24 protein-coding genes and 1 tRNA gene are annotated in these 23,917 nt (G+C 56.6%); 17 read left to right on the top strand and 8 right to left on the bottom strand.

Annotated features, from left to right (window positions below):
- Positions 1–378: 378 nt before the first annotated feature.
- Genes INT20_RS04130 through INT20_RS04115 form a run of 4 tightly spaced genes read right to left on the bottom strand, consistent with a single transcriptional unit; the run spans position 379 to position 6,786 of the window.
- Positions 379–1,248: a DUF7281 domain-containing protein gene (locus INT20_RS04130; RefSeq protein WP_193055300.1), complete on the bottom strand. Its 870-nt coding sequence runs from the start codon at positions 1,246–1,248 to the stop codon at positions 379–381.
- A complete protein-coding gene (locus INT20_RS04125) occupies positions 1,245–2,498 on the bottom strand; it encodes a hypothetical protein (RefSeq protein WP_193055299.1) in 1,254 nt (417 codons plus the stop codon). Before INT20_RS04125 ends, INT20_RS04130 begins: the two co-directional genes overlap by 4 nt.
- Positions 2,495–3,124, bottom strand: a complete 630-nt coding sequence (locus INT20_RS04120) for a condensin complex protein MksE (protein WP_193055298.1) — start codon at positions 3,122–3,124, stop codon at positions 2,495–2,497. The genes INT20_RS04125 and INT20_RS04120 overlap by 4 nt, the downstream gene beginning before the upstream one ends.
- Positions 3,121–6,786 carry an ATP-binding protein gene (locus tag INT20_RS04115; protein ID WP_193055297.1) on the bottom strand — a complete coding sequence of 1,222 codons (3,666 nt, stop codon included), beginning with the start codon at positions 6,784–6,786 and terminating at the stop codon, positions 3,121–3,123. The genes INT20_RS04120 and INT20_RS04115 overlap by 4 nt, the downstream gene beginning before the upstream one ends.
- Positions 6,787–6,921: 135 nt before the next feature.
- Here INT20_RS04115 and INT20_RS04110 point away from each other — a divergent pair, with 135 nt between their 5' ends.
- The 4 genes from INT20_RS04110 to INT20_RS04095 are packed head-to-tail and all read left to right on the top strand — an operon-like array spanning position 6,922 to position 8,943.
- Positions 6,922–7,296, top strand: a complete 375-nt coding sequence (locus INT20_RS04110) for a type II toxin-antitoxin system RelE/ParE family toxin (protein WP_193055296.1) — start codon at positions 6,922–6,924, stop codon at positions 7,294–7,296.
- The gene (locus tag INT20_RS04105) at positions 7,289–7,594 is read left to right on the top strand and encodes a helix-turn-helix domain-containing protein (protein ID WP_192527114.1); all 306 of its coding nucleotides are present in this window, start codon (positions 7,289–7,291) and stop codon (positions 7,592–7,594) included. Before INT20_RS04110 ends, INT20_RS04105 begins: the two co-directional genes overlap by 8 nt.
- 49 nt (positions 7,595–7,643) lie before the next feature.
- Positions 7,644–7,802, top strand: a complete 159-nt coding sequence (locus INT20_RS04100) for a hypothetical protein (protein ID WP_192527115.1) — start codon at positions 7,644–7,646, stop codon at positions 7,800–7,802.
- Between the two features lie 31 nt (positions 7,803–7,833).
- Positions 7,834–8,943 (top strand): pyridoxal phosphate-dependent aminotransferase, encoded by a 1,110-nt coding sequence (locus tag INT20_RS04095; RefSeq protein WP_193055295.1) that lies wholly within the window; start codon positions 7,834–7,836, stop codon positions 8,941–8,943.
- 78 nt (positions 8,944–9,021) lie between these two features.
- Here INT20_RS04095 and INT20_RS04090 read toward each other — a convergent pair whose 3' ends face one another.
- The 3 genes from INT20_RS04090 to INT20_RS04080 form a co-directional block, all read right to left on the bottom strand.
- Complete coding sequence (locus tag INT20_RS04090; RefSeq protein WP_193055294.1) at positions 9,022–9,378, bottom strand: RidA family protein; 357 nt, start codon at positions 9,376–9,378, stop codon at positions 9,022–9,024.
- Between the two features lie 106 nt (positions 9,379–9,484).
- Complete coding sequence (locus INT20_RS04085; RefSeq protein WP_193055293.1) at positions 9,485–10,075, bottom strand: exopolysaccharide biosynthesis protein; 591 nt, start codon at positions 10,073–10,075, stop codon at positions 9,485–9,487.
- A gap of 258 nt (positions 10,076–10,333) precedes the next feature.
- Positions 10,334–10,420: transfer RNA gene (locus tag INT20_RS04080), tRNA-Leu, on the bottom strand.
- A 112-nt stretch (positions 10,421–10,532) separates the two neighbouring features.
- Here INT20_RS04080 and queA point away from each other — a divergent pair.
- The 5 genes from queA to secF all read left to right on the top strand — a co-directional run bounded on the left by queA (position 10,533) and on the right by secF (position 16,172).
- Positions 10,533–11,564: a tRNA preQ1(34) S-adenosylmethionine ribosyltransferase-isomerase QueA gene (queA, locus tag INT20_RS04075; protein ID WP_193055292.1), complete on the top strand. Its 1,032-nt coding sequence runs from the start codon at positions 10,533–10,535 to the stop codon at positions 11,562–11,564.
- Between the two features lie 73 nt (positions 11,565–11,637).
- Entirely contained in the window at positions 11,638–12,756 is a 1,119-nt protein-coding gene (tgt, locus tag INT20_RS04070; protein WP_441316935.1) for a tRNA guanosine(34) transglycosylase Tgt, read from the top strand.
- Between the two features lie 112 nt (positions 12,757–12,868).
- Positions 12,869–13,195, top strand: coding sequence for a preprotein translocase subunit YajC (gene yajC, locus INT20_RS04065; RefSeq protein ID WP_193055290.1), 327 nt, complete (start codon positions 12,869–12,871; stop codon positions 13,193–13,195).
- Positions 13,196–13,327: 132 nt separating this feature from the next.
- Positions 13,328–15,181 (top strand): protein translocase subunit SecD, encoded by a 1,854-nt coding sequence (secD, locus tag INT20_RS04060; RefSeq protein ID WP_193055289.1) that lies wholly within the window; start codon positions 13,328–13,330, stop codon positions 15,179–15,181.
- Positions 15,182–15,245: 64 nt separating this feature from the next.
- A complete protein-coding gene (gene secF, locus INT20_RS04055; protein ID WP_193055288.1) occupies positions 15,246–16,172 on the top strand; it encodes a protein translocase subunit SecF in 927 nt (308 codons plus the stop codon).
- A 159-nt stretch (positions 16,173–16,331) separates the two neighbouring features.
- On the opposite strand, the gene INT20_RS04050 is transcribed toward secF, so the two are convergent.
- On the bottom strand, positions 16,332–17,126 hold the full coding sequence (locus INT20_RS04050; protein ID WP_193055287.1) for an inositol monophosphatase family protein: 795 nt from the start codon (positions 17,124–17,126) through the stop codon (positions 16,332–16,334).
- Between the two features lie 197 nt (positions 17,127–17,323).
- On the opposite strand from INT20_RS04050, the gene trmJ reads away from it, so the two are divergent.
- From trmJ to pilW, 8 genes are all read left to right on the top strand, one after another.
- Positions 17,324–18,061 (top strand): tRNA (cytosine(32)/uridine(32)-2'-O)-methyltransferase TrmJ, encoded by a 738-nt coding sequence (gene trmJ, locus INT20_RS04045; RefSeq protein ID WP_193055286.1) that lies wholly within the window; start codon positions 17,324–17,326, stop codon positions 18,059–18,061.
- Positions 18,062–18,206: 145 nt separating this feature from the next.
- Positions 18,207–19,046 (top strand): serine O-acetyltransferase, encoded by an 840-nt coding sequence (gene cysE, locus INT20_RS04040; RefSeq protein WP_193055285.1) that lies wholly within the window; start codon positions 18,207–18,209, stop codon positions 19,044–19,046.
- A 78-nt stretch (positions 19,047–19,124) separates the two neighbouring features.
- Positions 19,125–19,592, top strand: a complete 468-nt coding sequence (locus INT20_RS04035) for a Fe-S cluster assembly transcription factor (protein WP_193055284.1) — start codon at positions 19,125–19,127, stop codon at positions 19,590–19,592.
- A gap of 54 nt (positions 19,593–19,646) precedes the next feature.
- On the top strand, positions 19,647–20,822 hold the full coding sequence (locus INT20_RS04030) for an aminotransferase class V-fold PLP-dependent enzyme (protein ID WP_193055283.1): 1,176 nt from the start codon (positions 19,647–19,649) through the stop codon (positions 20,820–20,822).
- Between the two features lie 31 nt (positions 20,823–20,853).
- Positions 20,854–21,180 (top strand): HesB/IscA family protein, encoded by a 327-nt coding sequence (locus INT20_RS04025; RefSeq protein ID WP_087106557.1) that lies wholly within the window; start codon positions 20,854–20,856, stop codon positions 21,178–21,180.
- 184 nt (positions 21,181–21,364) lie between these two features.
- A complete protein-coding gene (ndk, locus tag INT20_RS04020) occupies positions 21,365–21,790 on the top strand; it encodes a nucleoside-diphosphate kinase (RefSeq protein WP_087106555.1) in 426 nt (141 codons plus the stop codon).
- 83 nt (positions 21,791–21,873) lie between these two features.
- On the top strand, positions 21,874–23,058 hold the full coding sequence (rlmN, locus tag INT20_RS04015) for a 23S rRNA (adenine(2503)-C(2))-methyltransferase RlmN (RefSeq protein WP_193055282.1): 1,185 nt from the start codon (positions 21,874–21,876) through the stop codon (positions 23,056–23,058).
- A 100-nt stretch (positions 23,059–23,158) separates the two neighbouring features.
- A complete protein-coding gene (gene pilW / locus INT20_RS04010) occupies positions 23,159–23,896 on the top strand; it encodes a type IV pilus biogenesis/stability protein PilW (RefSeq protein WP_193055281.1) in 738 nt (245 codons plus the stop codon).
- Positions 23,897–23,917 lie beyond the last annotated feature (21 nt).

Here is a 23,917-nt window from a genome sequence, read left to right as displayed (position 1 = left end):
ATTGTCTCCCAACTCCGATACTTTTCCATCATGGCCCTCTTGGTACGATGTTCAATTCTGCGTTATAACAGAGATTTTACGCTTCCCTGCAAAACCTCAACAAATGCGACGGAGCATTGATTGAAGTTTTGCAGCCACATGACCTGACTCTATCCCATTGATTCGCTTCGAGGCAAAGCAAATATTGGCACTATATCCAAAGGTCGCGTGCAGGTGCCGCTTTGCTCCGCCTAAAAAGACTTCATTTAAAAGTAATATTTAGAGGTAGAAACCAGTTATTTGACACTAGTTCAAAAACTATCAGCCGTCCTGAAGCAACGCTTAGATAGCTGCTTAGAGGGCAAACGCCTCACCGCCGATTTGATGGGCTGTCGGCTTCTAACTGAGCCCCACACATCCCATCTCCCCACCAAACCACTGCTGCTTTAACCCACGCTGCTTTTCCAACAACAGTGTTAGGTATTCACGCAGTGGATGTGTTGTTGGCAGCGCAGCAAAGTGCTTACGCAAACTGCGTTGATAGGAAAACTGTTCAGCGGGCACATGCAGCGGCGTGGCGTTTTGAGAGAGCCATTCGATGTCAGGCAGGAGCAAGCGGGTGGCGTTGCTATCGAGGGCTAGCGTGACGCCTTTTACATCGAAGTCACCGGCGTAGATATGCGGCCGGTGGGTTTTGCGCCATGCCTCGGCCAATAATGTGAAACCGCCGCCATAGTGGCTGTCGCCTCGGTAGACGACCAGTGGATTAACGTAGCCGCTTAGCGCTGCAATATCCGGCGAAAATTCATAGAAGCTGTCCAGGTTTTCAACCTGAATTAAGGCGCTAAACGCACTCAGCTTTAACCCCAGTACATCCACATCGCGAATAGCCCGTGGCTCGTTAGCAAGCCCGGTTGTTAGCTGCGGCGGAAAGCTGACGAGTACCCGCCGCGCTCGGGGACTTTCGCGGGTGGCTTTATCCTCTTCCACGCCTTCTTTTGCTTGGGCGGCGCTGGTCAGGCCGCTGAGAGATCGGCCTAGCGGCGCTATGCGGGCGCTGTCTAATACATCGTTTATCTGCGCCAGCAACGCGGCGTCAAAGCGCAGCGTTTTGCTGGTTATGCGCGAGGTCAGGTCAATATCATGCTGATGGCACCAGGCCACTACGTCGCCTACCCATTGGCTGCGGGGCTTTTCCACCGTGGGCTGGCGGAGCAGTTCGCGGGCCACACCGTTTAGCCCATTGCGGGCGCGACCGGGTAGGTTCATACGGCTAGCTGCAGCTCAACGTCGTGGATCAGGCGCAGGTGATTAAATTGGCTGGCCTGGCTCTCCTGCTGCTTGAGCCGGAACGCCTTCTGATCGCTGCGCGGCAGGCCCTGGTATTCGGAAATCACCTGGAATAGCCAGATCTCATCCGGCCATTCCAGTGGGCTTTCGTGTAGGTATTCAAGGGCGCTGACCGGCGCTGCCTGGGGCTGGTCGATCACGCTTAAATAGAAGTGTTCGACATCCTGCTTTAGCGCCTGTTGGCGGGCGGCGGCCAGGCTGCTTTCCTGCGCTTGGGCGGGTGCGGCGGCTTCCACCGTTTGCGTGGTGTGGCGCGGCTGGGGAAGTTGGTGGAGCAGGTCGGCGAGTACCTGGCACTCCAGGTTACGATCCAGCGCCGGGGCGGCCGCTGCGTTTAGCGGGGTGGCTTGGTTAACCAGCGCGGGTACCTCGCTGCGCCGAGCGTAATTGCTGGGCACAAAGCCTGGGTGCTCGCGCATAAACGCTGCCATGCCGCTAATCAGGCGGCTGCGCGCCTGCTGTTTGCGGAAGCGCGCCATTAGCTCGATCAAGCGCCGCTGCACTTCGCGCAAACCGGTGTAGTGGTGGCTTAACTGCTGCTGAAGCTGGCTGATCAAGAGCTTGCGCAGGCTGCCGTCGCTTCCCACCAGTTCAATCAACTCGTCAAAGTTAATCAGTGCCAGGCCATCCAGAAGCCTTGCGATCTGTTTCTGGGCGCGGTCGTTCTCACGAATTTTATCGTTGAGTTGGCTGACGAAACCAAAATCGCTGTTCAGCCGCTGCCATAAGCTGTCGATGGCATCGGCGAAGCGGCCGTTAAGGTCGTCAACTTCCTGGCGCAGGCGCATTAGCTGCTGCTCTAACCGCCAGTGCTCGCCTCGGCTACGCGCTTCGCGGTAGCTGTGTACCAATGAGCGAATCAGCTCCAGGGTTTCCGCCACGTCGGCATTCACATGGCGGCGGGTTTCATCGGCGAGCATTTCGGCGATCAGTTCGCGCACTTTGGGCGAGAGCTTCACCCCGCTCTGCTCATCCGGGCGCCACAGAATACGCGCCGCCAGCATCTTGCGCAGCGCGCTATCGCTGAGCGATTCCAGCGGCACTTCATCGCGGGTGTAGGCCTGCATCAGCGTTTCAGAATGCTTGCCCAGTAGCGCTAGGCGCTCAGCGCCTGTTTTTAGCAGGCGGCTCTCCAGCTCACTCACACTCTTGCCCACGCTCTTATTCACAACAGGGCCTCCTGCGTGCCTTCTTCTCCTTCGGCATCAATCGGCAGGTTCTCTTCATCGCGAATAAAGCGCACCAGGTCCACCAGGTAATCAATCTTGCCGGTGATCACAAATACCTGGCGCTCGGAATGCGGCTGGAGCAGGTAGCCGTGCTCTTTCAGGCGCTTGAAGACCTGTTTTACCTGGGCATCTAGCTGGTCGCTTTGCGAGCCAAAAAAGCTGTCGGTGGCCAGGCGTTCCAGGCGCTCGCGCAGGCTTTGGTTGTCTTCACACTTGGCGCTGAACTCGGCCGGTTTGAGTACATCACCGGGGGCCGCCAGAGTATCGCGGCCCAGCGCTTCTTGCACCAGCTGTAGCCACTCCAGCAGCGGCAGCAGGCTGTTAAGCGTCTCGCCCAGTTGGCGCGAAAGCTGATCCCGGGCGCTGTCGTTGAGCTGACGCCAGGCCAGAAAGTAGACGCTGCCCTCTTCATTGCTGGCCAGGCGGCGGTTAAGTGGCCGCAGGTAGGTATCGATCTCCTCGCGGGTCTCTGCGTTGCTCAAGTGGCGATAGCCGCTTTCATCGCTCACCGGGCAGATAAACTCCCCGGCGAGTAAACGCTCAAGCAGTGGGCCATGTTCGATCATACCGTCACCTCCTGCTGACGTTCCTGGAGCCGCTCGGCCAAGCGGCTCAGGCGCGGTTCAATGCGTTTTAACACCCGTTTATTGGCGTTAGCGTTATCGCGGTCAATCAAGTAGCGATTGGCGAACAGCAGCAGCACGTCGGATTCAGGATTGGGGAACGCGCCGACAATATGAATGCGGTTGCTGTCACAGGCCTCAAACAGCTTTTCGACGTTGTGGTAGGCCAAGGTGCCGATCTCATCGATGGGCCAGTGGATGGCGATTTCTGCGTCGCCGCGCAGCAGGCGGGTAAACGCGAGCAGGAATTTACACAGAATCAGGTACGCCATGCCGTGGCTGGAGGACTCCAGCAGCTGGCGGTCGTTCTTGATCACCAGGTCCGTGCCGCCTTCGTTCAAGTGCAGCTCCAGACGCAGCAGGCTTTCAAAGCTGTACTGCTGGTCGCTGCGCAGCAGATCGACCACGTCCGCCAGGGTATTCAAGTAGTCGTCGCTGGGCAGCGTCTGGCCGGATTCGCGCCACTCTTTATAGCGCTGAGCGAACAGCTTCAACGGCTCCCAGAAGCCCAGCTCGTCGATGGTGGACTGAATACGCACTTCGGCTTTGGTGATGCCTTCCAGGCGCAGGTCGTCGGCGACTTCTTCTGAAAGCCGACGGCTCTGGGCGCTGATGCGACGGTTCAAGTCGCGGAACACGGTAAAGAATTTATCCAGGTCATCGCTCAGGTTGCGGCCTTCCTGAATCAACTGCTGCTGTTGGTCTTCAAGCAGTTTGAGCATGTCGCGCAGTAGCGGCAGTTGGAGGCGCGGGTTGTCGCTTTGCAGCTTGCTGCGCTCGCTCTCCAGCGCTTCGGCAAAGCCGCTGCTGGCGTCCTTGATCAGTTGGCTTTCAACCTCCAGGCAGCCACGGCGCAGCTGCTCGATGAGCTGGTGGCGATTGCCCAATGCCTGGCGGGCGCGCTCAATGCGCTCGTCCACATCGCCCAGCGGCGCCGCCGGGGTCTGGCCGTCGGGTTCAATGGCGAGGCCTTCCAACTGGGTTAGCAGTGGCTTTAAGGCTTCCAGGCTGGTGTGTTCGCTCTCCCGCTGTGTTTTCAGCGTACTGACCGTGCTCTGGTGGGTTTTACGCGCTGCCTGAAAATCGTTTTTCAGACGCTCTTTATCGCGTTGAAGCTGCTGTTCGGTTTGCTCCAGCTCGGCTTCCTGGGTGACCAGCTGCGGCTTGTGCTGGCCCCACTCCACGCGCATAAAGCGGGTGTATTCGGTGAGTTCATCCTGACGGGCGGCGGTAACGCGGATGCGTTCCTCCTGGCTTGCCAGGCGCGCCTTGGTGTCTTTTAGCTTTGCCGGGTCGACGCCCTGTTCGGCCAGCTCCTGGCTAAAGGCTTCTTCCAGCTCCGCCCGCTGGCGCTGGTGTTCAGTGTTGGCGTCGCTTAGCTGCTGCTTGTACTGGCGCAGCTGAGCATCCAGGCTGTCCAGCTGGCTTTGGCCGTCGGCTTTTAGCTCTAACAGCTGGCTTTGATGGGTTTCACCCAGCGCGTTAAGGGCTTGCTGTTTCTCTTCACGCAGCTCGGTTTGTGTTTGTTCCAAGCGGGCTAACGCGGCTTGACGAGTGGCGCGGCGCTCCTGTTGATGCTTGGCGTGGCGCTCTTGCTGCTGGCGGCGCGCCTCGGTCGCAAACTCAACTTCCTGCTCGGCACGCTTATGGGCCATACGGCCTTGGTCTTGAGTTTCATCGGCTTTTTGGACGCGCTCGTTATGCTGTTTAAGCGCTTTCTCGGCCGTTTGGCACTCTGCCTGCGCGCGCCGCTTGGCGCTATCTGATTCTTCGATGGCGGCAAGCAGCGTGGCTTCGTCCTGGGCGTAGTCGGGCAAGGCAATGGCCGAGAGATCCAGCGCCAGCCCAAACAGATCATCGCTGCCGCCGCCGGCTAATTGAGGCGCTAAATCGCGTCGTTCTAAAAGCTCCGGGGCAATCACTTTGCCCAACTGCTGCTCCCAGCCTGGGCGGTGGTAGCGCAGAAAATGGCGCAGGCTGCCCTGCTCGGGGTCACGCTGCTGGTAAAGCGCATAGCAGCGCTGCTCGGCGCGCTCAAGCTGTTGACGAAGCTGAACCAGTTGCTGCTCGGCATCGTCCCGGGCGCGGCGGTTGCTTTCAAACTCGCGGCGCAGGCCGTCTAGCGTGGCGGCCGATGCGTTACGCTCCTGCTGGGCCTGGTCCAGGCGCGCTTGGGCAAGCTCAGCATCAGCAGCTTCTTCGGCGGTTTGAGTCGAAAGTGAGAGCTGGGCTTTTAGCTCGGCCAGCTGCTCAACGCCCAATTCAAGCTGCGCCTGATACTCACCGTCCAGGCGCTGGCGCTCCTGTTGATAGCGCTCATTAAGCTTCTGCTCGGCTTCCCACTGCTGTTCACGGCGCAGGGCTTTCTCTTCCACCAGGGCGTCAATCAGCTCCTGGGCTTCACCTGTCTGGCGGGCCAGCGCCTCGGAAAGCTCACGCAGGCGCCCATCAAGCCGCGCCTGGCTCTCTTTTACCGCATCCTGCATCACGTTCAGGTGAGCACGCAGCTGGTCGCGCTGTTCGCGCCACTGAGGCAGCGCGTTGATATCACGCTCCAGGGCGGGCATGTCCGCCTCGAAATAGTGCTCGTATTGGGTTTGCAGATCATTAAGGCGGCGCTGGGTCTGCTGTAAATCGCTGACCACTTCGCTGTGGCGGTCGTTAAGCTCATCCCGCGCCTGGGCGTAGTCGCTTTCCCGCTGCTGAAAATCGCGCTGATGGCGGGCAAGCTCGGCGTCCACATCGGCCATACGCCGCTCAGCCTGCTGGCGGTCATCTTCAAGCTGGGGCTTAAGCTGCCAAAGGGTGGCATCAAGATGGGCAAGCTCGCGGTCAATCCCGGCAAGCCGGGCGAGCGACGCCTGTAGCGGCTCCAGGCGCATGGATTGGCGCATCTGGGCAATCCATTCACGCGCCTTGGTGTTACGTATCCGCGTGACCGGCAGCTCAACGCCATCCTCTTCGAAAATCGCCGCCAGCATGGTTTTGAGGGTATCCATCTTGCCCTCTTTGGCATGCACCGCCGACACCAACTTTTCAATATGGCGAATACGCCGCTCGGGCTTGACCAGACTGAACTGCGCGGCGATCTGGCGCAGTTTGAGGCCGTCGCGGCTATTGCCGTGCAGCTGGGTAAAGTCGTTTTGGATCACCGAGCGAAATTCAGAGGTCGCGCCCAGCTTGGACGACACCGGCGTACCGTTGCGGCGCAGGCCGCTGGCCCACTGTGTGTAGTCGAGTGCGGTCACGCCCGCCTCGCTCTCCACCAAATAATCTTCCGGCTGATAAGGCCCGCCCACAAAGCGGTACTCTACTCCGCCTTCGGCTTTGCGGGTCAGCACTGCCTGGCAGATGTTGCCCGCCTCGCGACGGTATTCATACACCAGGTAGCTGTTGCGATGCGGCAGGTAAAACGCATCAAACTTCATGCGCGTTTTGGGCACTACCTTATTAGGCAGCTCGCCGTAAAACACCGGCACCAAGCGCTGAAGCGTGGTTTTACCCGAAGCGTTGGTGCCGCAAATATTGGTGTGGCCGTCCACACTGAGTTCAACCACGCCTTCAAGGTGGCCGTGAATCATCACGATGCGTAGCAGGTGGGCCATGCCGTGTCCTTGATCGATAGGGTTTCGAAAACGACTATCTTGCCAGACACGCGCCATAGCAGCTACGCGTCTAAAAAAAGCTGTTCCACCATAGCACTTAGTGCTATAAATAAAAGGTGGCAGTAAAGGTATCAAATGCGAGTATTTAAGAACAAAGTATTCACTAAATGGGCAGCAAAGGAAGGGCTGGGTGATGCTGCCTTGCTAGCTGCCGTTGAAGAAATGGAACGCGGCATGATTGATGCCAACCTGGGTGCTCATGTGGTGAAAAAGCGCGTGGCGGTCGGTGGTCGAGGTAAAAGCGGCGGGGTCAGAACCCTGTTAGCTTACAAAGTCAGTAATAAGGCGTTTTTTGTTTATGGCTTTGCCAAAAATGCTCGCACCAACATCAGCGCTAATGAACTAAACGCATTGAAATATTTGGCAAAAGAACTACTGGCTTACAGTGACGAAGCTTTAGTAGAAGCCATTAATCATGGCGTGTTAATTGAGGTAGAAAACGATGGATAAATCAATCCTGGACATGGTGCATGAAACAGCTCAAGACCTGCACGCGGCGGGTGTAATGAAAGAAATAACACTGCGCGAGTTCGATGCGCTTTGTCTGCCCCCAGTAAAAGAGTACACAGCGCTACAAATCAAGCGGATTCGTACCAAAAATCACGCCAGCCAAGGCGTTTTTGCAGCGTACCTGAATACCAGTGTTTCAACGGTTCAGAAATGGGAGCAAGGCCAAAAGAAACCCAATGGCTCCTCGCTAAAGCTGCTGAACCTGGTGGCCGAAAAAGGATTAGAAATACTGGCTTAGCCGTTAGTGCCTTCTACTCTGCTTAGCCCCCCTCAAAAAATGCACCTCGTTGGCTGCCAGCCCTTCCAGCGACACCAAGCACAACGCCAACCCGTTCAGCGAAGCGCTAGAAAGCGCGTTAGAGATCAAGCTAATGCCTATACTTAAGCAAGCCCAGGATCCGCTTGATCTATTGAATCGCGGTAAAGTACTTCAAGAAGCGTTTTAAGTTAATCATTGACACAGTTTTAGGACTTTCTATGCCCCGCTACCCCGAGCACCTTACCGGCGAAGGCCCGGTTAACCCCTTTCCGGGAATTAAAGTACTTGAACGCCGCTTGGGCCGAGCGATCCCCCATCAGCTGGGTTCCAACGAAGGGCTGGACATGCCTCACCAGGCACTGCGCGCGCACTTTGGTGATGCACTAGCGGCGCACGCTTACAGCTATGGCGACGCCGAGGCGTTTGGTGTGCGTACCCGGTTAAGCGCCCAGCTGGGCACGCCTTTTGATCACCTGTTGGTTGATGCAGGTGCCGATAGCCTGATTGCGCTGGCGCTACGCACTACCTGCGAGCCCGGCGCTACGGTGGTGTGCACGGCGGGCACCTACCCCACGTTTGGCTACTTTGCGAAAGGCCAAGGCTGCCGCCTGATTGAACCTGGCTACCATGAAGCGCCCGGCGTACTGGCGCCGGACCTGGAAGCACTGGCCGCCGCCGCTCAACAGGAAAACGCCCGCCTCGTTTACCTGGCCAACCCGGATAACCCTAGCGGCCACCTGCACAGCGACAGCGCCATTATCAAGTTTCGCGAGGCGCTACCGGATACCTGCTGGCTGCTGCTGGATGAAGCGTATGGCGATTTTCGTGATGATGCGGGAAGTGAGTTTTCGGCTAACGCGCTGCCCGGCGTGATTCGCCTGCGCACACTTTCCAAAGCCCACGGTTTAGCGGGGCTGCGCATTGGCTACGCCATTGCAGAGCCTGACGTACTGGCCATGATGATGAAGGTGCGTATTCACTACGCGGTTTCCGCACTGACACTGGCCGCCGCCGAAGTAGTACTCGACCATCCTGAAGAAGTGCGCCAGCACGTGGCAGATGTAAAAGCCCGCCGAGAGCAGTTGGCCGAGCACTTTCGTGCTTTAGGGGCCGATGTACTGCCGAGCGCCACCAACTTCATCGGCATTCGCCTGCCCAGTGAGGAACTGGCCGCCCACGTACATCAGCAGCTGCTTTCAGAAGGTGTGCTGGTCGCTCGCCTGGCGCACCCGGCGCTCGCCAATGTGATACGCATTACTGCTGTAGCGGATGCCCTGGTGCCGGGCCGGCTGGCAACGCTTGAGCAGGCTATTAAAGCGCACGCTTGATAAGGCAACTCTTTTTACAGGAAAGCCCCTGCCAAGGCAGGGGCTTTCTCGATACTAGCGCTACCCGAACGTTACAAATCAAGTGTTAGGCAGTGCCGCGATAACCATGATTTCCACTTTCCACTCAGGCTTGGCAAGCTTGGCTTCAAGCGCGGCGCGAACCGGGGCACGCCCTGCGACTACCCACGCTTCCCATGCCGCGTTCATCTGATCAAACTCGGCCATATCGGTTACCCATACCTGGGCAGAAATCAGGTGCTCTTTTGAGGACCCTGCCTGAGCCAGCAACTCATCAATGCGCGCAAGCACTTGTTCGGTCTGGCCACGCATATCTGCCGTGGCGTCGGCGGGCACCTGGCCTGCTAGATAAACCGTGCCGTTATGGATAGCCACTTGGCTCATACGTGCATTGCTTTCGTAATAAGTAACGCTCATGGAATCTCTCCGTCATAAGAAATACAGCCGAGATTACCGCGTTTACATTTAAAATGCTTGCCTGCAGATACGCCAACTTCTTGCTGAATTCAGACAAACGATTTACCTACCCACTGAACCCTACATACCCGATCACGAAAGGCACCGCAGCCAAAAACAGAATAGAGACCATGGCAAGCAACCCGTCTCTGGTTAAGAGCCCGGCCGCGAAGCAGGCGATAGCCGCAGATGCTATTGAACCCGACGTGGGGATGACTTCCATAAACGGCATGAAGGGCGTCACGGCCAGGATAACGGCGAGTGGCAGGTACAACCAGGGCGGCTTGACGAAAAACACCCAGCGCGGTTTGAGAAAACGCTCAACAAAGTGCACCGGTTTGCGCAGCCAGTTAATCCCTTTACAGAGTTTATGGGTAGACAGCGCTTTGCGTGAAATGAAGCCTGGCAGCCAGAGGTAATCCCGCCCCAGCATTATCTGCGCCACGAGAATAAACTCAATGAAGGCCACAATGGCAGTAACCCCCAGAATCGAGCTTGCAGGAGACGTCGAAATGAGGGCAAACATGAGCATCAGTGACGCAAAGGAGTGCGCACCAAGCTCGTCCACAAGCGACCCGATCGTTACTTTTTGCCCTTGAACCGAGTGTTCAAGGTGATTCAGAACCTCGCTGAGTACCCGCGTCGTGTGCTCGGCCATTATTGAGCTCCCTGCTCGTCATAAAGCCTTTCAGGCAACAAATGAAGCACCTGTATCCATGGCATGCAATAGCCGTCTACAACAACGGCGCTGTCACTGTGGAGTGTAGTTTAGGTGGGTGTCATCAAATGTTAGATATCGAGCCAATGGATGGTGTGAGAAAAGGAGGGTATGAGCAATGTTTGCCAATGCTTCATGGTATTTTTGGAATGCCAAAACCAAAAAAGGGCCTAGCGATGAACGCTAAGCCCTAAAATTTGGTGCCGGTGGCCAGACTCGAACTGGCACACCCGTAAAGGCGGCGGATTTTGAATCCGCTGCGTCTACCAATTCCGCCACACCGGCAATGGATGCGCATTATACGGAGATAACCACGCAGGTCAATCACATTGACTGACTTTATCTAGCTAAGGGGGTATCCTATGCCGCCTGTTTGACCACCGTTAAGAGCCAACCCATGCAGCGCGCGGACTTTTATTTCGAGCTACCCGATGAGCTGATTGCTCGCTACCCTTCTGAGCAGCGCAGCGACTGTCGTTTGCTGTGCGTGGATGGCCAGAGCGGCGCGCTTGAGCATCGCCAGTTTACGGACCTTCTTGAGCGTTTAAACCCCGGTGATTTGCTGGTGTTTAATGACACACGAGTGATCCCTGCCCGCCTACACGGCCATAAAGCCAGCGGCGGCAAAGTGGAGATGCTGCTTGAGCGTCCGCTGGACAGCCACCGGGGCCTGGCACATATCCGCTCAAGCAAGTCGCCCAAGCCCGGCACCGAGCTGATCTTTGAAGGTGATATTCACGCCGTGGTAGAAGGCCGCCGCGACGCGTTGTTTGAGCTGCGCTTTTTAGGCGAGACGCCAATGATCGCGCTGCTGGAGCAGCACGGCCATATGCCACTGCCGCCTTATATCACTCGGGAAGATGAACTCAGCGACCGCGAGCGCTATCAAACCGTTTATGCCCGCCGAGATGGCGCCGTGGCCGCTCCCACGGCGGGCCTACATTTTGACCAACCACTGCTGGATGCCCTGGCTGAAAAAGGCATCAACAGCGCGTTTGTCACTCTGCATGTGGGCGCGGGTACTTTTCAGCCGGTGCGGGTGGACAATATTCTTGAACACCATATGCACAGTGAGTGGATCGAGGTGTCAGAAGCCACCTGCCAGCAGGTACGCGAGGCGCAAGCCGCAGGCAACCGGGTGATTGCCGTGGGCACCACCAGCGTGCGCTGTTTGGAAAGCGCCTGCCAGAAAAGCAGCGATGGGCAGATAGCGCCCTACAGCGGGGATACGGATATTTTCATCTACCCCGGCTACGAGTGGCGCTGTGTGGATGCGTTGATTACCAACTTCCACCTGCCGGAATCGACACTTTTGATGCTGGTGTCGGCGTTTGCCGGTTATGACACGATGATGAACGCCTACCGTGAAGCCGTTGCCGAACGCTACGCTTTCTTTAGTTATGGCGATGCGATGCTGCTCACCCGCTAAGCGCCTTTACGTTGCCCTTAGCGTTTTACCGATGATTTTTTGACGAGTTACCACAATGCGAAACGAATGCTTTATGCGCTTTGAGCGCTTGGCCGACGATGGCCGCGCTCGTCGCGGTCGCCTCCACTTCCCCCGTGGCACGGTCGAAACCCCTGCGTTTATGCCGGTGGGCACTTACGGCACGGTAAAAGGCATGACGCCAGACTCCATCAAGGAGATCGGCGCTGAAATCATTCTGGGCAACACCTTCCACCTGTGGTTGCGCCCGGGTACCGAGGTCATTGAAGCCCACGGCGACCTGCACGACTTCGCCCAGTGGGACAAGCCGATCCTCACCGACTCCGGCGGCTTTCAGGTGTTCTCATTAGGCGAGACGCGCAAGATCACCGAGCAGGGCGTGCACTTCCGCTCGCCGGTGGATGGCAGCAAGGTCTTTATGGGGCCGGAAGAGTCCATGGCCGTGCAGCGCTCGCTGGGCTCTGATGTGGTCATGATTTTTGACGAGTGCACGCCCTACCCGGCCACGTATGAGGAAGCCGAGAAATCCATGGAGCTGTCGCTACGTTGGGCCAAACGCTCACGCGATGCCCACGGTGACTCGCCTTCCGCACTTTTCGGCATCATTCAGGGCGGTATGCACCCCGAGCTTCGCGAGCGCTCGCTCAAAGGCCTCTTGGAGATCGGCTTTGACGGCCTGGCGATTGGCGGGCTTTCCGTTGGCGAGCCCAAAGAAGAGATGATCAAGGTACTGGATTACCTGCCCATTTGGATGCCAGACGATAAACCACGCTACCTGATGGGCGTAGGTAAACCGGAGGACCTGGTGGAAGGCGTGCGCCGGGGCGTCGACATGTTCGACTGCGTCATGCCGACCCGCAACGCACGTAATGGCCACCTGTTTACCGCTGACGGTACAGTCAAGATTCGTAATGCCAAGCATCGCCATGACACCAGCCCCCTTGAAGAGGGTTGTGACTGCTATACCTGCAAGAATTTCTCGCGCGGCTATTTGCATCACCTGGACCGCTGCAATGAAATGCTGGGCTCGATGCTCAATACCATCCATAACTTACGCTACTACCAGCGTGTAATGGCTGATTTGCGCGCGGCAATCGAAGCGGGTACATTGACGGCCTTTGTGGAAGGCTTTTATGCTCGGCGCGGCCTGCCTGTGCCTCCCCTGGCCGAATAGTCATCACCCGCTTTGGCGGGTGAATCAAGGGTCGCTTATCAACATAATTGTTAATTAGCGCCCCCTCTAACCCTTTCACCCATTAAGGGTCTTAACCCAGGAGTTCTCTGCAATGCTGGATTTCTTCATCTCATCAGCCCATGCCCAAGAAGGGGCAGCTGGCGGTGGCATCGCACAAATCGTTATGTTGGTCGGCTTTGTGCTGATTTTCTATTTCCTGCTGTGGCGCCCCCAAGCTAAACGTGCCAAGCAGCACAAACAGCTGGTCACCAGCCTGGACAAAGGCGATGAAGTCGTGATCGGCGGTGGCCTGGTTGGCCGCGTCACCAAAGTCAGTGATGAGTTCCTGACCTTGGAAGTATCTGAAGGCACCGAAGTCAACGTACAGAAAAACGCCGTTGCTGCCGTGCTGCCGAAGGGCACCATTAAGTCCATCTAACGCTTAAAACACCCCTGCCGATTCAGTGCCAGCCACCCCGGCAGGGGTGCCATGGTAGATACGATGGTAAATTTTGCTGTGCGTGGGACTCCCCGCACAGCAATTCCGTTTGTAATTGAAGGCAGGGCTTGCATGCTCAACCGTTACCCCCTGTGGAAGTATCTGCTGATACTGGTCGTCCTGGTGGTTGGCCTTATCTATTCGCTTCCCAACTTATTCCCCGAAGATCCCGCTATTCAGCTCAGTAGCGCCCAAGGCGAAACGCTGAATGAGCGCCAAATTGAACGCGTTGAGAACGCACTCGGCGAAAACGGCATTGCTGTTAAAGGCGTCGAAGAAGTTAACGGCCTGTGGCTGATTCGCCTGCGTAACGACAACGACCAGCTCAACGCCCGTGATATTGCCGCCGACCTTTTAGGCAATGACGCGACGGTCGCGCTAAACCTGGCAGAAGCCACGCCGGCTTGGCTGCAAGCATTTTCCGCTTCCCCCATGACACTGGGGCTTGACCTGCGCGGTGGCGTTCACTTCCTGTTGGAAGTAGATATGGACGCAGCGCTTACTCAGCGCCTGGAAGTGAATGCCAGCGCCATGCGCGAGCTGTTGCGTAGCGAGCGTATTCGCTACCGCAATACCGATGTAGAAGGCCGCTCTCTCTCCATCGACTTTGCAAGCACTGAAGACCGCGACAAGGCACGCCGTTTGATCAGCCGTGACTTTCCCAACTTTGACTATACCAATGAAGGCAGCGGCCGCTCCTCCAGGCTGGTGATGGCGCTGAGCGATCAGACCATTAACGAAATTCAGGACTACGCCATTAACCAAAACTTGACCACCCTGCGTAACCGGGTGAACGAGTTGGGTGTTGCCGAGCCGATGGTGCAGCGTCAAGGTCCTAATCAGATCGTGGTTGAACTCCCCGGCGTACAGGACACAGTGGCGGCCAAACGGATCGTGGGCGCGACCGCCAACCTTGAGTTCCGCCTGGAAGCTCGTAACGACACGCCGAACATGGAAACGGAAACTCACGTATTCCGCAATGATGCATCACGCTCTGCTGAGCTAATGCGCGATGTGATCATTACCGGCGACAGCGTTTCCAGCGCCAGTAACAGTTTTGATGAAAACGGCCGCCCGCAGGTGAATATCAACCTGGATGGCACTGGCGGCACGCTGATGAACCGCGCCACGCGCACCAATATTGGGCGCAATATGGCAGTGCTATTTATCGAGCATAAAAGCGAAGATACGGTCGTCATTGACCCTGAGACCGGCGAAGAGACGATTGAGCGTGAGCCTTATGTAGAGCGCGGCCTGATAAGCCTAGCCACTATTCAAAGCGCGCTGGGCAACAGCTTCCGAATCACCGGGCTCGACTCTCCCACTGAAGCTGCCGAATTGTCGCTGCTGCTGCGTTCAGGTGCGCTGGCGGCGCCGATCTATTTTGTACAGGAGCGCACTATCGGCCCAAGCCTGGGTGCGGAAAATATTCAGCGCGGCCTGCTCTCTGTTCAGGTGGGCCTACTGCTGCTCGTGCTGTTTATGCTGGCGCGCTATAAAGTGTTTGGCATTTTTGCCAACATTGCGCTCGCCCTTAACCTGACGATTCTGGTCGCGGTCATGTCGATGCTGGGCGCCACGCTCACCCTGCCTGGCATTGCGGGCATCGTGCTAACGCTGGGCATGGCGGTGGATGCCAACGTCCTGATCTTTGAGCGAATACGTGAAGAGTTGCGTAACGGGCTGTCGATTCAGCAGGCCATTCATGCAGGCTATGAGCGCGCCTTTACCTCGATTGTCGATGCCAATATCACCACGCTGTTAGTGGCGATCATTCTGTTCTCGATTGGTACCGGCCCCGTCAAAGGCTTTGCGGTCACGCTGTCTATCGGCATCTTGACGTCCATGTTCACCGCGCTAATGGTGACGCGTGCCCTGGTCAACCTGACCTATGGCAGCCGACCCGTCAAAAAGCTATGGATCTGAAAAACATGGATCTGAAGAACATGGACCTGAACCCCGTGCTCAGCCCCGAATGTAAGAGGTGGCAATGAAACCCCTATCACAACTGCAAATCGACTTTATGGGGCGGCGCAACATTGCGTTTATCGCCTCGGCAGTGATGCTCATCGTGTCGATTGGCGCCCTGCTCTTCCAACAGCTCAACCTGGGGCTCGACTTCACTGGCGGCACGCTGGTGGAAGTTCGTTACGGTGCCGCACCCTCGCTGGATGCCATTCGCCTTCTGCTGGTGGAAAGCGGCTTCCAGGACGTTTCGGTGCAAACGTTTGGCGCATCAACCGAGGTGCTTATTCGCTTGCAACAGGCCTTTGATCCTGACGTGGGCAGCGACGTTGTCAACCTGCTAAGTGCCAGCGGCGACAGCGTTACTCTGGTGCGTGCTGAGTTTGTTGGCGCCCAGGTGGGCGATCAGCTGCGCGATCAAAGCGGCCTTGGCCTGCTGGTCGCGCTCGGTGTGGTCATGCTGTATGTCGCTTTCCGCTTCCAGTACAAGTTTGCCATCGGTGCGCTGTTGGCGCTGCTTCACGATGTGATTATCGTCGTGGGCGTGTTCGCACTCTTTCATCTTGAGTTCGACCTGACCGTGCTGGCGGCGATTCTGGCGGTTATCGGCTACTCATTGAACGACACAATCGTCGTCTATGACCGTATTCGTGAGAATATCCGTACGTCACGTATCGACGATATGACGCAGATCATCAACGAAGCCATCAACGCCACACTATCGCGCACGCTGGCAACCTCCGGCACGACCATGCTGGTACTGTTTGCCCTGTTAATCCTCGGTGGCGATATGATCGAGAACTTCGCTATCGCCTTGCTGATCGGTATTGGCGTCGGCACGTTCTCCTCCATCTACATCTCTGGCGCGCTGCTTCTGCCGCTCAAGCTTTCGCGTGAGGACTTGATCCCCACCAAAAAAGAGCTTGATGAAGAGGAAGAAGAGCTGCCGTAACAAACCGTTCTTGTATAACGACAAAAGGCTCTGCCGGGATAACCCGGCAGAGCCTTTTTAGTGGTTGGCTGGCAACCTGGAACGTCTACCACTCAACATTCACAGCGTGCTATTAACTACCAGCCATTCATTTCCAACTATTCATTTACTACCAGCCCATCAAAAATGCGGCGCCAGTTGTTTGATCAGCGCCTTGTAAAGACGTGGACCTGCGGCCATCAGTTGGCCTTCCACCTTAACGCTCGGCTGACCATCGGGCGTGCCCATTAGCGCGCCGGCTTCTTTCAAAAACAGTGAGCCCACCTGCATATCCTGCTCTTCCATACCCAGCACAAAGGCGCTGTCCACTCGGCCGCTGGCCAGCTCACACATGTCCAGCAGGCCACAGCCCGTCGCGACAAGAGTTTCTACCTGAGGTGCAAGTTGTTGGGTAACGGTAAGAAATGCCGGCAAGTTGCCAGGACGCAGCCACGCTTCGGGCAGGCTCATGGCTAAACGCGTACCGGTAATCGCGGTGGGTTTGCTAACCCGCATACGCTTGCCATTGTGTTGAGCGCCACGACCACGGCTGGCGATATATTCATCATCGCCAAACGGTGAGATAACCACCGCGTGTTCCGGGCGGCCTTTAACCAGACACACCACTGAGAGAGCAAAGCCTTTACCCGCTACCGCTAAATTAGAGTAGCCATGAATGGGTTCGATCTTCCAAACGGTCTCACTACCTTCGCCTTCACCCGCTTTATGCGAGGTGTAACGACCCACATAGCCGTGCTGGGGGTAGCCACGCTCCAACTGGTGGATAATGGTCGCCTCGGCCTTGCGCGCCGTGTCTTCAAGCAGACGGTCAAGGTTGGATTCTTCATGAGCGTTTTCGATACGCTCACGAACACGTTGAAACTGTTCAACTGCGCTGCGCGCTGCGCGCAACGTAAATTGGACCATCGGATTCATGATCGGGCCTTGTCACAGTGATGTTAAAGAACGTTAGGCGAAGGAATAATTGCCTATGGCGCGCAATTCTAGCAGACCCCTCTCGGGCACGCTATCGACTCGTGCTAAACTGCTCGTTTTCCGCGTTTGTTCGCTATGTTCTGTATCAAGCCCTGTTCTTCATCAAGCCCTGTTCACATTTATCGAGCCCTATCATTATGCTTGAGCGCATTCGTATCGTTTTAATCGGCACCAGCCATCCAGGCAACATCGGCGGCGTTGCTCGCGCCATGCACAACATGGGTCTGGCCGATTTGGCGCTGGTAGCTCCGCGCTGCGAGATCATTACTCAGGACAGCATTTCGCGCGCTTCCGGCGCGGATCATCTGCTCCATCAGGCCAGCGTACATACAACGCTTGAAGAGGCCGTTGCCGACTGCACGCTGGCCGTTGGCGCGAGTGCACGCTCACGCACCCTGCCCTGGCCCATGCTGACACCGCGCGAACTGGCAGACCGCCTACCCGGCGAATGTCAGGCACCAACATCACGCGTCGCACTGGTGTTTGGCCGGGAGGATAGCGGCCTGACCAACGCCGAGCTGCAGCGTTGCCATGCCCATGTCCATATCCCCACCAATGCTGACTTTAGCTCGCTAAATTTGGCCGCCGCCGTACAGGTGCTTGCCTACGAGAGCCGCATGGCCTGGTTAAGCCAGCAGGACGCAGCGCCCACACCAGATGCTGATGATGAGCTAGTGCCCCACGAAGAACTGGAGCGTTATTTCGAGCATCTGGAGCGCACACTGATTACCATTGAATTTCATGACCCGGCCCAACCTCGTCAGCTGATGGCGCGGCTACGCAGGCTCTATTTGCGCGCCCGCCCCGAAAAAATGGAGATGAACATTTTACGCGGCATTTTAACCGCAACGGAAAAATCAGCAGACAAACAATAACCGGCATCCGCAAACCTGGGGTGAGGCATAACTTGAAGTTACGCACCCGCGCCCCAACCTCGCTATCCTGCTAACGATGAACGATGCGTTACGTCATCCGCGATGCCTTAAATGACCGCGTGCCAGCCCTGACCAAGGATCACTCATGTTCCAACGCCTACGTGAAGACATTAACAGCGTATTTGACCGCGACCCGGCGGCCCGCAATTTTTTAGAGGTACTGACCAACTACCCCGGCCTTCACGCGCTGTTAATTCATCGTTGCGGTCACTGGCTATGGAAAAAAAACCTGAAATGGCTGGCCCGTACGCTGTCGACGTTTTCCCGCTGGCTGACCGGCATCGAAATTCACCCTGGGGCCACTATCGGTAGGCGCTTTTTTATTGATCACGGCATGGGGGTCGTGATTGGAGAAACCGCGCAGGTTGGTGACAACGTAACGCTGTATCAGGGCGTCACACTCGGCGGCACCAGCTGGAACAAGGGCAAGCGCCACCCCACGCTAGGGGATGGCGTCATTGTCGGCGCGGGAGCCAAGATTCTCGGCCCCTTTACCGTGGGTGCGGGTGCAAAGGTTGGCTCGAACGCGGTGGTCACCAAGGAAGTACCGCCTGGCGCAACGGTGGTGGGCATTCCCGGCAAGATTGTTAAACGCACCGACCCCGATGTTGAAGAAGCGCTAGAGGTAGACCCGGTTCGTCGCGAGGCCATCTGCCAAAAATTTGGTTTTGACGCCTACGGTGTCAGCCAGGACATGCCCGACCCGGTGGCCCGCTCCATGCAGGCAATGCTGGATCACATGCACGCGGTGGATGAGCGCATTGAACGCATGTGCTCAACGCTGCGTAAGCTTGATGGCAGTTACCATGAAGGAAGCCTGCCCGCGCTGCGTGATGAAGACTTCGCCGATATCCTGGATGAAAACGATACCGGTTGCGCCCCCAAAAGCTCGGATGACAACACGCCGCCTCCGGCTAAAGGTTGACCAAACTACTCAGGCTTTCCCATAATGGCAGCACATTTGCCGGGAGCACGCTGAACGTTCAGTGTCGAGGTGCCTGTCATGCGTTTAACTACCAAAGGCCGTTACGCCGTTACCGCCATGCTCGACCTGGCGTTGAACGGCGAGCTCAGCCCGACCAGTCTGGGGGATATTTCGCAGCGTCAGGGAATTTCCCTCTCCTACCTTGAGCAGCTGTTTGCGCGCCTGCGCCGTTCTGGGCTTGTCCGCAGCGTTCGCGGCCCGGGCGGCGGCTATTTGCTGGCCAAACCGGCGGCCGATATTAGCGTTTCAGCGGTTATTGATGCCGTTGATGAAACGGTAGATGCCACCCGCTGCCAAGGATTATCCGACTGCCAGCAGGGAAACACTTGCCTGACCCACCACTTGTGGTGCGAATTATCCGGCCAGATTCGGCATTTTCTTGATGACATCACCCTTGCCCAATTGATGCAGCGCCCCGATGTTCTACGTATTGCCTCACGGCAAAAAAATCGCGTTGAAGCGGGTATTCTCGCCTCATCACCGTAATGGCCAAGGGCGTTATTACCGCTGCCCTGGCGCTATTGAATTAAGCGGGTCTTCATGACGACGACAACCACACCTTCACTGCCTATTTATCTGGATTACGCCGCCACTACGCCGGTGGATACCCGCGTGGCCGAGGTTATGCAGCGCTACCTGACCGCTGACCAGCTATTTGCCAATCCTGCCTCGCGCAGCCATATGCTGGGCTGGCAGGCTGAACAGGTGGTGGAGCAGGCGCGTCGCCAGGTAGCCGATACCATTGGCGCCGACCCGCGTGAGATTGTCTGGACCAGCGGTGCTACGGAAGCTGACAACCTGGCGCTGATTGGCTACCTGCGTGCCAACCGTGAACGCGGCATGCACCTGGTTACCTCTACCATTGAGCATAAGGCAATCATTGATACAGCGGCTGCGCTTGAGCGCGAAGGCTTTGACGTTACCTGGCTTACGCCCGCGCACGACGGCACCATTTCGCCGGAGATGCTACGCGCTGCCATGCGAGATGACACCGCACTGGTTTCGTTAATGGCGGTCAACAACGAGCTAGGCAGTATTAACGATATTGCCGTGCTTGCCGAGGTCGCTCATGAATTTGGCGCGGTTTTCCATACCGATGCAGCTCAGGCCGTTGGCCGAATCCCGTTGGACGTGGTGGCGCAAAAGATCGATTTAATGTCCCTTTCCGGGCATAAAACCTATGGCCCCAAAGGCGTGGGCGCGCTGTATGTAAAACGCCACCCGGACATTCGCCTTGAGGCATTGATTCACGGTGGCGGGCATGAGCGCGGCATGCGCTCCGGCACCCTCCCAACGCATCAAATTGCCGGGATGGGTGAAGCATTTTTGTTAATGCAAAAAGAGCATGCCAACGATCAGGCACATATCACGCATCTACAGCAGCGCTTTTTAAAGGGGCTTGAAACGCTGGATGGCGTGGTGGCCAATACTCCACTTGACCGCGCAGTACCCAATATTTTGAACCTCGCGTTTGAGGGCATCGACGGTGAGTCGCTGTTGATGGCCCTGCGCGATGTGGCCGTTTCTACCGGCTCCGCTTGCAACTCGGCAAGCGTTGACCCCTCTTACGTCTTACTCGGGGTAGGCGTTCCGCGCACGCTAGCACTTTCATCGCTACGCTTTAGTTTTGGACGCTTCACCACGCAAGACGATATTGATCACGCGCTAACCCTCATTCGCCATGCGGTGAGCGGTTTACGAATACTGCCACGCTAAGCGGCTAGCGCTTTTACAAGGAGCACGCCTTATGGCAACACTCAACATTACCCCAGCTGCCGCACAACAGATCCGCCATGTGCTTGATGAACGTGGCCAAGGCCTGGGGCTGCGTGTATCGGTCAAGCCCAGCGGCTGCTCGGGCTACAGCTATGTGCTGGACTTTGCCGATGAAGTCGGTAGTGACGAAGTTCTCTTTGAAGATCACGGCGCCAGCGTTTATGTGGCACCTGATGCACTTGAGATGCTGGATGGTAGCGAAGTGGACTATGTCAGCGAAGGGCTGAACCGCTTTTTCAAGTTCAACAACCCAAATGTTAAAGATGAATGCGGCTGCGGTGAAAGCTTTACGGTGTAAACCGTAGGCGCCAATGTCATCATCGGTATTCAACCCCCGTTTGAGGCGCTATAATCGCGCCCACTCGGTAATCGGTGGGCACTACCGTCATTTTGCCGAAACGATTTTCCTTCGCCGCCCCGGTTTGCCGAGGCGGCAATTTCTGCTTTATCCCTTTCTCTAAAGGCCTCAAGGAGATATTTACATGGCTACTGAACGCACTCTGTCTATCATCAAGCCCGATGCCGTTGCCAAAAACGCCATTGGCGACATCATCGCTCGCTTTGAAAAAGCCGGCCTGCAGGTTGTTGCTGCTAAAATGACCCACCTTTCTGAAGAGAAAGCGGGCGGTTTCTACGCCGAGCACAAAGAGCGTCCGTTCTTTAAAGACCTGGTGGGCTTCATGACGTCCGGCCCGGTGGTTGTTCAAGTACTTGAAGGTGAAGGCGCGATTGCCAAAAACCGTGATCTGATGGGTGCTACCAACCCTAAAGAAGCGGCCCCGGGCACTATTCGTGCTGACTTCGCGGAAACAATCGACGCTAACGCTGTCCATGGTTCCGATTCTGCAGAAAGCGCTGCGCGCGAAATTAGCTACTTCTTCGGTAATGACGAAATCTGCCCGCGCTAATTTTTAGCGGCGCCGTTTCAACATTCGTTGCCGGCCATTTTCGCGGGGGCCTGGCCCCCGCCCTTTCTAGAACGCTGACCACCATGACCACCACCGTAGCCCAACATACGCCCGCTCCCCAATCTGCGCCTGACAGTGAAACGCCAGCGGCAAAAGCGCCTGAGCGCCAGAACCTGCTTGGCATGTCGCGCGAACAGATGGAAGCGTTCTTTTTGTCGATTGGCGAGAAGAAATTCCGCGCCGCTCAGTTGATGAAGTGGATCCACCAGGAAGGTAGCGATGACTTCACCGCGATGACCAACCTGTCCAAACCGTTGCGCGAAAAGCTGGCAAAAGTGGCCGAAATTCGTGGTCCCAGCGTTATTTACGAAGGCACCTCAGCCGACGGTACCCGTAAGTGGGTATTAGAAGTAGAGGATGGCAGCTACGTTGAAACCGTGCTGATTCCCGCTGAAAACGGCAAGCGGCGCACGCTGTGCGTCTCTTCTCAAGTGGGCTGCTCGCTGGACTGTAGTTTCTGCTCCACCGGCAAACAGGGCTTTCAGCGTAACCTTACCGCCGCCGAAATCATTGGCCAGGTATGGGTTGCACAACGCAGCGTCGGGCCGCGCCGTGACACCGCTAACCGCCCGGTTACCAACGTGGTCATGATGGGCATGGGCGAACCCCTGCTCAACTTTGACAACGTAGTGCCGGCCATGAAGTTAATGCTGGATGACAACGGCTACGGGCTCTCCAAGCGTCGCGTTACGCTGTCGACCTCAGGCGTTGTGCCGATGATCGACAAGCTCGGCGACGAGATGGACGTAAGCCTGGCTATTTCGCTGCATGCCTCGACTGACGAGCTGCGCAATGAACTGGTGCCGATCAACCGCAAATACAACATCCAAATGTTGCTGGATGCGTGTCATCGCTACCTGTCCAAGTGCCCGGACAATCGCCAGGTCACTATTGAATACACCCTGATCAAGGATGTTAACGACCAGCAAGAGCATGCCGAACAGCTCGCCGCGCTGCTTAAAGAGTTGCCCTGTAAGATTAATTTGATACCGTTTAACCCGTTTCCTAACTCAGGATATGAAAAACCATCACGCAACCAGGTCATGCGCTTTCAACAGTGGCTGTATGATTTGGAGTATAACGCGACGGTTCGTATGACTCGGGGTGAGGATATCGACGCAGCCTGCGGTCAGTTAGTGGGACGCGTGAAAGACCGAACAAAGCGCAGCGCTCGCTATATCCAATCGGTACAGATTGACGCTGACTAAACGGTGCTTATCTTGACTTCCGACGAGCACAGCGCTTTGATGGACACGGTTTATTCGTTGTGCCGGCGGTTAGTTAGCTATTTACACCATGAGGATCAACATGATCTGTCACTACAGGCGTTTTAACCCGTTTAGGGTGCCCATGTTCGCTGTACTGTTGAGCAGCGTATGGCTCGCCGGTTGTGCCACATCAAACACGTTACCCTCCCAGGCAAGCAATGACGCCAAGGATGCGTATACGCAGCTCGGCGTTGCCTACCTGGAGCGCAACAACCTCCCACGGGCGCGCACCGCCCTGGGTCACGCGCTGGAGATCGACCCGCATCATGCCAAAGCATTGCAGGCCTTGGCCATGGTCTATCAACAGCAGGGCGACATCGAACTTGCCGACCAATATTTTAAACAAGCGATCGACGCCGACCCGACATTTACCCGTGCCCGCAATAATTACGCGGCATTTTTGTATCAGCAGGGGCATATTGCTGCCGCTTGCGATCAGTTGGAAAACGCATCTAACGATGCCCAGTACGCCAACCGTGCCCAGCTTTTTACCAACCTGGGCCAATGTTATTTGGCGCTGGAAGAATTTGATAAAGCGCGTGGGCGTTTAGCCCGCGCGCAGCGTATCGACCCGCGGCAGTCGCGGGGGTACTTGACGTTAGCCGAACTGGAAGTTTCACAGGGCAATTACCATGAGGCCTGGTCACCGTTGCACACCTATTTGCAGTTGGCCGGGCCAGACCGGGCAGCGCTGGAAATGGCAATTGATATCGCTCATGCCCAAGGCGACCATGCCACGGCAGCCGATTACCAGCGCCAGCTTGGCCTTATGAACTGACGCCCTGACCACTTAATTTTT

The sequence above is a fragment of the Halomonas citrativorans genome (assembly GCF_014898005.1).
Taxonomy (GTDB): Bacteria; Pseudomonadota; Gammaproteobacteria; order Pseudomonadales; family Halomonadaceae; genus Vreelandella; species Vreelandella citrativorans.
Note: the sequence above shows the minus strand (reverse complement) of the source record. Positions and strands in the feature narration are given on the sequence as shown.